The organism is Thiohalorhabdus sp. (genome assembly GCF_046545655.1).
Taxonomy (GTDB): Bacteria; Pseudomonadota; Gammaproteobacteria; order Thiohalorhabdales; family Thiohalorhabdaceae; genus Thiohalorhabdus.
Genome location: NZ_JBKGZG010000059.1, coordinates 1 through 9,260, shown reverse-complemented (window position 1 = coordinate 9,260; position 9,260 = coordinate 1). Strand labels below are relative to the sequence as shown.

Annotated in this window: 10 protein-coding genes; 6 read left to right on the top strand and 4 right to left on the bottom strand. The window is 65.8% G+C overall.

Annotated elements, in window-relative coordinates; all coding sequences use genetic code 11:
* Positions 1-324: 324 nt before the first annotated feature.
* The 3 genes from ACLFRB_RS10945 (at position 325) to ACLFRB_RS10935 (ending at position 3,477) form a co-directional block, all read left to right on the top strand.
* Positions 325-1,788 (top strand): hypothetical protein, encoded by a 1,464-nt coding sequence (locus ACLFRB_RS10945; protein WP_411069049.1) that lies wholly within the window; start codon positions 325-327, stop codon positions 1,786-1,788.
* Positions 1,789-1,933: 145 nt separating this feature from the next.
* Complete coding sequence (locus ACLFRB_RS10940) at positions 1,934-2,992, top strand: c-type cytochrome (protein WP_411069048.1); 1,059 nt, start codon at positions 1,934-1,936, stop codon at positions 2,990-2,992.
* Positions 2,992-3,477, top strand: a complete 486-nt coding sequence (locus ACLFRB_RS10935) for a DUF302 domain-containing protein (protein WP_411069047.1) — start codon at positions 2,992-2,994, stop codon at positions 3,475-3,477. The genes ACLFRB_RS10940 and ACLFRB_RS10935 overlap by 1 nt, the downstream gene beginning before the upstream one ends.
* Positions 3,478-3,585: 108 nt before the next feature.
* On the opposite strand, the gene ACLFRB_RS10930 is transcribed toward ACLFRB_RS10935, so the two are convergent.
* Positions 3,586-3,984, bottom strand: coding sequence for a DUF2069 domain-containing protein (locus ACLFRB_RS10930; protein ID WP_411069046.1), 399 nt, complete (start codon positions 3,982-3,984; stop codon positions 3,586-3,588).
* Positions 3,985-4,569: 585 nt separating this feature from the next.
* On the opposite strand from ACLFRB_RS10930, the gene ACLFRB_RS10925 reads away from it, so the two are divergent.
* Positions 4,570-4,977 (top strand): hypothetical protein, encoded by a 408-nt coding sequence (locus tag ACLFRB_RS10925; RefSeq protein ID WP_411069045.1) that lies wholly within the window; start codon positions 4,570-4,572, stop codon positions 4,975-4,977.
* Positions 4,978-5,082: 105 nt separating this feature from the next.
* Complete coding sequence (locus ACLFRB_RS10920; protein WP_411069044.1) at positions 5,083-5,820, top strand: LysM peptidoglycan-binding domain-containing protein; 738 nt, start codon at positions 5,083-5,085, stop codon at positions 5,818-5,820.
* A gap of 82 nt (positions 5,821-5,902) precedes the next feature.
* Here ACLFRB_RS10920 and ACLFRB_RS10915 read toward each other — a convergent pair whose 3' ends face one another.
* Genes ACLFRB_RS10915 through mobB form a run of 3 tightly spaced genes read right to left on the bottom strand, consistent with a single transcriptional unit; the run spans position 5,903 to position 8,719 of the window.
* Positions 5,903-7,489 carry a hypothetical protein gene (locus ACLFRB_RS10915; RefSeq protein ID WP_411069043.1) on the bottom strand — a complete coding sequence of 529 codons (1,587 nt, stop codon included), beginning with the start codon at positions 7,487-7,489 and terminating at the stop codon, positions 5,903-5,905.
* Positions 7,490-7,521: 32 nt separating this feature from the next.
* Positions 7,522-8,184 (bottom strand): inorganic triphosphatase, encoded by a 663-nt coding sequence (locus ACLFRB_RS10910; RefSeq protein ID WP_411069042.1) that lies wholly within the window; start codon positions 8,182-8,184, stop codon positions 7,522-7,524.
* Position 8,185: 1 nt separating this feature from the next.
* Positions 8,186-8,719: a molybdopterin-guanine dinucleotide biosynthesis protein B gene (mobB, locus tag ACLFRB_RS10905; protein ID WP_411069041.1), complete on the bottom strand. Its 534-nt coding sequence runs from the start codon at positions 8,717-8,719 to the stop codon at positions 8,186-8,188.
* 107 nt (positions 8,720-8,826) lie between these two features.
* Between mobB and ACLFRB_RS10900 the strand changes: the two genes are divergently transcribed.
* Positions 8,827-9,260, top strand: a 434-nt coding sequence (locus ACLFRB_RS10900; protein WP_411069040.1) for a hypothetical protein, incomplete at its 3' end; no start/stop codon positions are given.

The following is a 9,260-nucleotide window of genomic DNA, read 5'->3' as shown; positions in this document are numbered from 1 at the left end:
CGCCACGGACAGGCAACGTCGGTTGCAATCCCGCTTTGCTCCCCCTATCCTTCGCGCCCTTTCGGCGCTGCCGGCCCGGAAGGAATCCCCGGATGACCGGCCTCTGCTCCCGGCTTTGGTGAGCGGACGGTCTCGACAGGTCCGCCGAGCTCTATCAGCCTGTCCCAGGGACTGTCCCCCCGGATAGGGCATCCCCCCGATGGCCCTTCGCCCCAATTCCGTTCCCGGTCGTCCTTGCCCGGCAGGGGCCGCGGCCTTGTGTGGCCCGGGGCGCGGCCGACTCGTACAATCCGTTTCGTCTGCACCAAGAGGAGAACCTGTCGCATGCGCAAGCCCATCTCCCGCGCGCTCGCGGCCTCCGTCCTCGGGGCCGGGGCGCTGGGCCTTTCCGCTCCCGCCGGGGCGGCCAACTGGCTGGTGCTTTCCAGCTCCGAGCCGGCGGAGGACGCCGCCGGCCTGCGACTGTTCGGCTTCATGCAGCCGACCTATCGATACATCGACGACGGGGACAAGCCCGATCTGGCCGGCACTCCCCTGGATGGATCGGCTCCTGATGGCAACCGCCCCATCTTCAACACCCTGTCCCCCGACCGCTCCAGCAACCAGGGCTTCAATCTCTTCCGCGCCCGGCTCGGCGCCCGGGGCGCCCTGAAGGCTGTGGATGACGACATCCACTACTTCTTCCTGACCGAGTGGGGGGACAACGGCATCACCCGGCTGGCGGATCCCGGTAGCGGCAGCGCCGGCCCGCAGCTTACCGACGCCTCCATCACCCTGCGCCATTTCGCGGGCGGCGGCAGCGACGACATCTGGGAGCCCGGCGTCAGCCTGCGCCTGGGCCAGTTCCAGTGGCCGGTGGCCGACGAGGGCCTGCGCGGCATCATGACCTACGACTACATCAACTTCTCCGAGGTGACCCGCCAGCAGGTCAACGAGCGGTTCGTGCGGGCCAATGTGGGGGATCCGGGCGAACCGAACAAGCTCAGCGGCTTCGACGGCGCCATCAGCTCCTACCGCGACATCGGCGCCATGGCCTTCGACGAGATGAAGCTCACCGACAAGTGGGAGGCCACCTGGGCCGCAGGCGTGGGCAACGGCAACGGCATCAACCGCTCCGACTACGACGACAACGTGGATGTCTACCTGCGGGCGCAGACCGCCTACGTGTTCGACGGCGTGAAGCGCGGCGGTCCCCGGCGCGAGGACCTCAAGCTGTTCGCCTGGGCGCAGATGGGCGAGCGGCAGTTCGACGCCGACGGCAATGATGCCTTCGATGCGGACGAGACCTACGACCGCAACCGCTACGGCGCCGGCTTCCACTTCTACCGCCAGCCCTACCGCCTGAGCGGCGAGTACATTTGGGGCAATGGCATGGTCTACAACGGCACCACCCCGCCGGTGAGCGATTCCGGCACCGAATACCAGGACATCGGCGACGTGGCGCCGGAGATCGCCCCCGAAAGCGGCAACGCGTTCCACGGCGGTTATGTAGAGGGGGCCTACTTCCCCATCCCCAACAAGCTGGCGGTGCAGGCCCGCTACGACTACCTGGACCGGCTGAGCAGCACGGGTGGGGGATACACCTCGGCCGACGAGCGCGAGTTCGAGACCATCACCCTGGGCCTGCAGTACTGGAACCATCCGGTGAAGAGCCAGTGGCAGCTCAACTACCGCATCCGAGACCTGAGTGCCCCGCACAACCCGACGGCGGACAAGGTGGGCGCGGCCATGGGCAACGAGATCGGCCTGCAGTACTTCCTGCTGTTCAATAGTACGCCCCTGCGCTGATCGGTAGCCCATGCCGATGGCTTGGACGGCCCCCTAACCGGGGGCCGTTTTTATTGCAATGGCGTCGGATGGTCGGATGGGGTATTGTCCATAAGTAAATTAGGGATTACTGTTGGATGGCAGGTCACTACCAGAGGGGGCGATCGTGAACTTACGGAGAGCCATTTTGGTCCTGTCGCTCTCCCTGCTGGCCACTTGGGCCGGGTGGGGGACGGCCCCGGTGGCTGCGGAGGAGCCCGGGGGGGAGGAGCTGTTCAAGGAGCACTGCGCCACCTGCCATGGCCCCGACGGCGGGGGGGGCCTCGGTCTCCCCTTGAACCTGGAGGACTTTCTGCGCATCGCCGACCGGGAGTACCTCATGGAGACCATGCGCCACGGCCGGCCCGGCCGGGTCATGCCCGGCTTCGAGCACCTCCTGAGCAAGGAGGAGCGGGGTCGAATCGCGGACTATATCCAAGGGTGGCGGGAGGGCCCGCGGGCCGATCTGCCCGAGGTGGGCGAGGGAGATCCCGAGCGCGGTGCGGATTTGTTCGCCGAGCACTGCGCCGACTGTCACGGTCCCCAGGGTCGGGGGGGCACTCAGCCCCGGGAGGCCCCCGGCCACATCACCGGCGAGGAGCGGGTGGTTCCCCCGGCCTTGAACAACTCCGGCTTCCTGGCGGCGGCCAGCGACCGCTTCATCAAGGCCACCATGCTGCGCGGCCGGGAAGGCACCCCCATGACTCCCTACGGCGAGGCGGAGGAGCTCTCCGACCAGCAGATGGACGATCTGGTGGCCTTTATCCGCGGCTGGGGGGAGGGCGTCGATCCGCTGGCCGAGCCCGTGATCGAGGTGCGCTCGGATATGCCCATGGACGAGCTCCTCCCCCTGCTCAAGACGTCCATCAACAGCCACAACTTTGTCTTTATCCGCCAGCAGACCCTGTACGAAGACCTGCCGCCGGAGGGGGAGGAGGCCGAGAGCCCGGTCCACATCCTGCATTTCTGCAGCTTCGGGTTGCTCGACAAGGCGCTGGAGGTGGACGAGCGGGTGGGGACCTTCCTGCCCTGCCAGATCACCGTGTACCGGGAGGGGAATCAGACCGTGATGAGCGCCATTAATCCCAAGGCGCTGTCCCCGCTGTTCCACAAACCGGAGCTGGAGCTGTTCTGCTCGCTGGTGAGCGAGAAGTACCTCCAGATCATGCAGGAGGCGAGCTTCTGATGGTGGCAAGGATAATCGTGGCCGTGGCCCTGCTGGTGTCCGCCCCCCTGGCGGGGGCCGCCCAGGGCAACCCGAACTTCTTCGAGCGGGAGATCCCCGACGCCTCCGTGGAGCTGGTGCTCAGCCAGCTGCAGAACGCCATCGACGAGGCCGGGTTCACCTTCATGCGGGTGCAGAACGTAGACAAGGGCCTGGAGGCCAAGGGGTTCGAGCGCCCACCCTACAAGATCGTCTTCTTCGGTGACCGTGAGGCCTTCGAAAAGGCCCGGGAGATCGATCCCCGGGTCACCCCATATCTGCCTTTAAAGATCACCCTATTTGAGGATGACAAGGGAAGGGTACACCTGTCCGTGGTGGATCCGGCGGTGGTTGGGCGGATGTTCAATCCCGGGCTCCAGGAGCAGTTCCAGGACTGGTCGCGCCAGATGCGGCAGATCCTCGACGACACTGCAGAGGAGGTCGAGGGAAGCACTCTCTCCCCGTAACCGATGCCCCGGCCGATTCCCTTGGCCGGGGCTACATCTCCTGCTCTCGCCTACCCCCCTTTGCCTAGCTTCCCCTCCCGCGCCAATTCAGACTTGGCCCTGCGCGTTCTACCGCTCGCCGGCAGTAGTGTAGGCGTAGTACATGCTTCCCGTCATCAGCAGAATGCCGAAAACGCCCTGCAGGACGGCCCCGACAAAATCGGGGGCCGAGGTGAAGTGCGGAGGGACCAGAAAACCGTACACCGCCAGGATGCTGCCCAGCAGGTACGGCAGGGGCAGGAAGCTCGCCCACTGGGCCGTGCGTCGCCGTCCATGCAGGAGGCCCCGCAGAGGAAGAAGGAGAGGGACGGACTTGATGGTCATCCAGATTGGATAGGGGCTACCGGGGCTCCACCACAGGGCCCAGGCCATGGACGTGAACAGAAGGCCCAAAAGCCCGGTGACCGCCGTGGCCTGCCATAGGGGAGGGGAAAGCCAAGTGGCTGGCTTGGCCAGGAGCTTCCGCATTGGTTTTCTCTCCAGGGGTCCGTGGGCGGGGCCTTGCGGGTTGCTTGGAGCCCAATTTTTGCGTCATGGGGTGAAGAAAAGAAGAAATAGTCCCGGAAAGTGGCAGATTTCCGGTCCGTAGGGGGCGCCGCTCCGGGAATCTATTCATAAGAAAATATTAAAACAATAATATTTCATGTCCCTGAATTGTCCACGAAGTGTTGACACTTTTGCCCCCTGAGGCGTACTTTCGGTTCCGGAAAAACGGCGTTGGATACCCGGCGCAGGCCCGGTCGTGGCCCTTTGGGAAAAGGCGCGAGACGCGGGAGCCCTCACCCTTCGTGGGACGGTTGCCGTCACGGAACGGAGGCTTATTCTGACGACCTGGAAGGGCAGGGGCAACCTCGGCAGCGGAAGATGCCGATTTCTATTTATACCCAATTGAACAAAAAACGGTTCCTGGAGAGTCATGGGAGAGGCCGCCCGGAATCCGGGCCCAAGGCCGGGCCGGATCGAGGCCCGCGGGGAGGAGCAACCTCCAAGGCCTGAAAAGCGGAAGGCGGACGCTGTCTTTACTAATCCTAAACCCGGGAAGGAGTAGGTGCCTTGATCAAGGAAAAGCCTTTCACGAAACTGCTTGGACTCATTGTCGTTGGTGCCGTGGTGCTGGCTGCCTGCGCGGGCCAGAACGGCGCCAAGATGGGAATGGCGGAGAAGGCCAAGAAGGAAGTTGCCAAGGCCGAGGAGGCGGTGGAGGAAACCCGGCAGAGCACCGATGGCACCGGCCTCTGGAAGAGCACCATGAAGGTTTTCGACCAGGCACGGTCCAGCCTTGAGGAAGGCGAGTACGAGACGGCTATCGACAAGGCCGGGAAGGCTCGCTACCAGGCCGAGAAGGGGCTCGCCCAGTACCGCGAGGAGCAGGAGCAGTATCAGTTGGCGGTTAAGGCTGGTGAGGGCAGCCAGGGCTTCGATGAGCAGGCCATGATCTCGGGCAACGCTCCCGGTGAGTAGTTGGGGACAGATGGGTGCCCGGAGTTGGGCACCCTTTTCCTTTTTTGGTAGGGTTTCCGGCGACCTGGCTACCAAGAACCCACTCAGCGAGGAGTGTGCGGGCTTATGAATCGAACAAATCGACGTCTTTGTACTGGCGGCTTGGCCCTGGGGGTTTCTCTGATCCTCGGTGGCTGCGCCAGCCAGCCGACGGAAGAGGGGGGCCAGCTTGAGGATCGGGCCGCCCAGGCGGTTTCCCAGGCGGAGGACGCTGTCCAGACCACCCGTCAGGAGACCAATGACACGGGGCTCTGGAAGAGCACGCTCGGCATCCTGGACGATGCCCGTAGCAGCCTGGAGGACGGGGAGTACGAAGAGGCCATCGATGCGGCCGAGGAGGCCAGCTTCGAGGCCGAACAGGGTCTGGAGCAGTACCGCAAGGAGCAGGAGCAGCATAAGGAGGCCCTCAAGTCGGCCGAAAACAGTGGCGACTTCCCAGAGGGAGAGTGGGTCGGCAGCGGGGGCGACCGGACGGACGGTGACCGCAAGTCCGTTGCTAACGGTACCCTGGAGATCGAGTCCGATACCGAGGGCCGGTATCAGGTTGGCGGTGGGGATACCCTGTGGGACATCGCTGCCGCGGATGCCATCTATGGCGATCCCTTTGCCTGGCCTCTGATTTACAAATCCAATAGCCGGGAGATCAACGATCCCGACCTGATCTTCCCCGACCAGGAGCTTGAGATCGAGTGGGGCGTGGATGATGCCAGCCGCGAGGCGGCCATAGAGCACGCCAAGAACCGCGGCTCCTGGCGGCTCGGTGAACCGGAGTCCTCCGATCTGGAGTACCTGGAGAGCAACTAACCGGGTACATCGCCTGTCTAGGCAAAAAAGCGGCGGCCAGAGGCCGCCGCTTTTTTGCGCGCTTCGTAAGGGCCCTTCCGGGCTAAGGGGGGGCTTCCAAGCGCACCTGCACATGCTCGAAATGGACCCCCGTTTCCAACAATTGAACCATCTCGCCGAGGCGATCTTGATCGTCGATCCGGAGGGTGAAGGCGGTACCGGCCCGGAAGAGTCCCGATGGCATGAGCAGGGTGGGCAGGGCCTGTGGTCCGGTAAGCAAAAGAACGGGCTGCTCCTGGAGGGAGGCCCCCATGCGCCAGGAGATCCGGAGCCAGCCGTCATGGAGGCGTCCGGGAAGGAGCTCCACTCCTGCTTCGGTTCGCTCCCCGTTCGGGGAGTCCTGCCGCCAGCGGACGATTCCCCCCCGCATGGGGGCGGGGGAGCTCCCGGAGGGGGGCGCTTGGGAGTCCATGATCAGCACCGGCTGGCCAACCAGCCGGGGGCTCCCCGTCCGGGTCCCCCGCAGACGGAGCCCGGTTTTCTCCCATTCGATGGCCTCCCAGCTGTCCGCGTCGCCGGTATAGGGGGGACGGGTCCGCGGTTCGCTCTGCAGGCGGACATTGGCCCGTAGGGAGGCTGGGTCCCTGGTGGGCGTCCAGCGTCCGGCGAAGCTGTGGCGGACGGCCTGTTCCAGCCCGAAGGCAAGGCTGACTCGCCGGGGCTTGGGTAGGTTGATTCTGCGCCGTCGGGGGTCGCGCCCCAGCACGCGCTCCAGCCGTTGCAGCAGGATTTGCCGGGTGGACCGGGGTATTTCGGCAAGGCCCGGATGCAGACGCTCCGGGGATGCTCCCAGGGCCAGCCCCCGGCGAATCTCCGAGACATGGGCCAGAGCCCGGCTAGCATCGATAATCCACCATTTGGGCGTGTGGTCATCGGGGGAAAGCCACTGGGGATCCTGACCGTCGGGCAGGGCGGGCGGGTGACCCCCCGCTGCGTCGAAGACGAATCGCCCGCGTCCACCCTCAACATAGGCCGAAGGCGAGGTGGCCGGGAACAGCAGAACCTCCCGGGACAGCAGATCGAGCAAGGTCTCTAGATAGGGCTGCAGTTCCGGCTCCCACGCGAAGGGATTGGCGGTCGCCTGGAGGAGAGTGCGGGTTGCTGGCCGCAGGGGGGTGATGTTTCCCCGCTCCTCCAGCGCCGGACACCGCACCGAAAAGAGCTGTGCCGTGGCAGCCGCGCGGAAGGTGGAAAGAAACCGGACCCACCATCGGGAGGGGGGTATAAGGTGCCTCCGCCAGTAACCCTGGAATTGGGCCTGCATGAGCTCGAGGGCGTGGGCGCAAGATTGCGCCAGCCTGCGCCGGCCGCGGGATGGGGTAGGGAAGGGGGAGAAGCCGCTCCGAGCCAGGAAGGCATAGGCGTTGATGAAACGCTCCAGCCGTGCGGCGTCGGTGGGCTGGAAGGTTGCAAAGAGCCGGTCCAACAACTTCAGTCGCAAGCCCGCGGGGACATGGTGGAGCGCCACCAGGCCCAGAGGGTCCGGCTCCTCGCTACGCGGAGGGGCGTCTGGTGCGCCCGCCTTGATGGCGTCCAGGTAAACGCCGAGGCGGGGGCGTCCCGACGGGGTCGGGTCGGGGAGCCGGGACGGGTCCAGGGGGAGGCGGGTGTGCAGCCAGGTACGGGCCAACCGTTCCTCGCGACTATGACTGGAGGGATGGTTCAAGCGTTCCCATCATGGTGGAGTTCCGCCAGGGCCAGCCCGCGGGCGAATTTGGTTTCGGCCCCCGGCTGGAGGGGGTAGCGGGAGCGCAAGGTGGAAACTAGATCCTCCATCGCCCCCAGGGGGCCTTCCTTGAGCTCCAGCTCCACCTCGCAGATGGGGGCTTCCCGCTCTCCTGCAAGGATCTTGCCCCGATCGGCGGCCCATTCCACTCGGGTTTTGTCCCCGAGGTCCAGGTCGCGAATCCGGCGGACCATTTCCACCCGGAACAGGGTGGTGAGGGGCTGACCGTCCTGCAGGGATCGCAAGGTCTCCACCAGCTTAGGGTCCTCGAAGACCGCCAGATCGGGCTCGGGCGCTGGAACCTTAGCCTCCCATTCCCGGTGATGGTGCAGCCCGTCGTCGGCGCCTTCCCCCACGTCGGCCTTCACGGTAGCCACCCATTCCTCCCCTTCTTTGCGGATCCGGTAGGCGTAACCGGCCTTGAGGAGGCGCAGGTCGGGCGTGTCGATGTAGTCGGCTACCATGCGAACCGTGCGCTCGGGGCCCGTGGCCGCCTCTCGAATCTCGGGGGCGGCCACCACGGCCTCGAATTGCTCCGGCTGGGTCACTTGCAGCTTGTATTCCTGCTCCACCATGGCGTGGGTGCCCTCTGCCGTCATTCTAAAGTTCGCCCTCGCGGAGCCGGTCCAGAATGAATCCCGCCACCGATTCCGGTCGATCAAGGTCCAGGAGGGCGGCCCCCCCGGTGTCCACACGGGGCGGGGCGTTGGTTGCCACGGCGATGACCCCATCCAGATCGGGGGCCAGGAGCGGTTGCTCCATCTCCGGTCGATGGACCTCGATCTTGGGTATATGCTCCCCCCGGTATCCCTCCACCAGTACGAGGTCCAACCGGTTCGGGTCCAGCCGGGTCAGCAGCTCCGGCAGGGCCGGTTCCCGTTCCTCCGGCTCCTCCGTAAACAGGGCCCAGCGCCACGGCGAGGAGACCAGGGTCTGGGCCGCCCCGGCCTTGCGCAGGCGATAGCTGTCCTTGCCGGGGACGTCGGGATCGAAGCCATGGTGGGCGTGCTTGATCAGCCCCGGCCGCAGCCCCTCGTCCTGCAGGAGCGGGAGGAGGCGGGTGAGCAGGGTGGTCTTGCCCGACCCGCTATAGGCCACGAACCCCAGCACGGGCTTGGGAAATGGAGCCCCCATGGCGTCTCCTGGACGGTAGGATCGGGTGCCGTCAGCGGAGCCCACAGGATACCGGGCTCCGGGGCTGGATTCGACCGTTGCCTCTCTCGATTGCGGAGATTGTTGTCATGTTCAAGCGCAAGGCGCGGATCCTGTTTCTGGACCCCGGACAGGGAGCCCTGGCCCGGGCGGCTGCGGCATGGGCCGCCCATATCGGATCCCAATGGGTTGAGGCGGGGGCCGGGGCCCTGGGGGAGCGGGCCGATGTGATGGCCGACGGGGAAGGGGTCCCCGGACCGGCCCCCGGTGTGGTGCCCTGGTCGTGGGTGGACCCCCGGGATTGGGACCTGATCGTCCCCCTGGTAATGGACCGCGAGGTGGACTGGGAGGGGTGTCTGTCCGGTCTTCGCCACAAGCGCTGGGACTTGGCGGCCGAATGCGGGCGGAAATCTTCGGGCGAGCCGCCGGATCCCCGGGCCTGCCACCAAGCCCTCCGACGCCGGACCGAGGGTTTGGTGGGGGGGCTCCGTATGAAGGCCCGGGAGCACCAATCCGGGACGGA

Bases quoted from the DNA above. Each gene is read 5' to 3' on its own strand.
- ACLFRB_RS10935 (WP_411069047.1), top strand. From the start codon at position 2,992: ATGGTGGCAAGGATAATCGTGGCCGTGGCCCTGCTGGTGTCCGCCCCC.
- mobB (WP_411069041.1), bottom strand. From the start codon at position 8,719: ATGGGGGCTCCATTTCCCAAGCCCGTGCTGGGGTTCGTGGCCTATAGC.
- ACLFRB_RS10930 (WP_411069046.1), bottom strand. From the start codon at position 3,984: ATGCGGAAGCTCCTGGCCAAGCCAGCCACTTGGCTTTCCCCTCCCCTA.
- ACLFRB_RS10910 (WP_411069042.1), bottom strand. From the start codon at position 8,184: ATGACGGCAGAGGGCACCCACGCCATGGTGGAGCAGGAATACAAGCTG.
- ACLFRB_RS10945 (WP_411069049.1), top strand. From the start codon at position 325: ATGCGCAAGCCCATCTCCCGCGCGCTCGCGGCCTCCGTCCTCGGGGCC.
- ACLFRB_RS10920 (WP_411069044.1), top strand. From the start codon at position 5,083: ATGAATCGAACAAATCGACGTCTTTGTACTGGCGGCTTGGCCCTGGGG.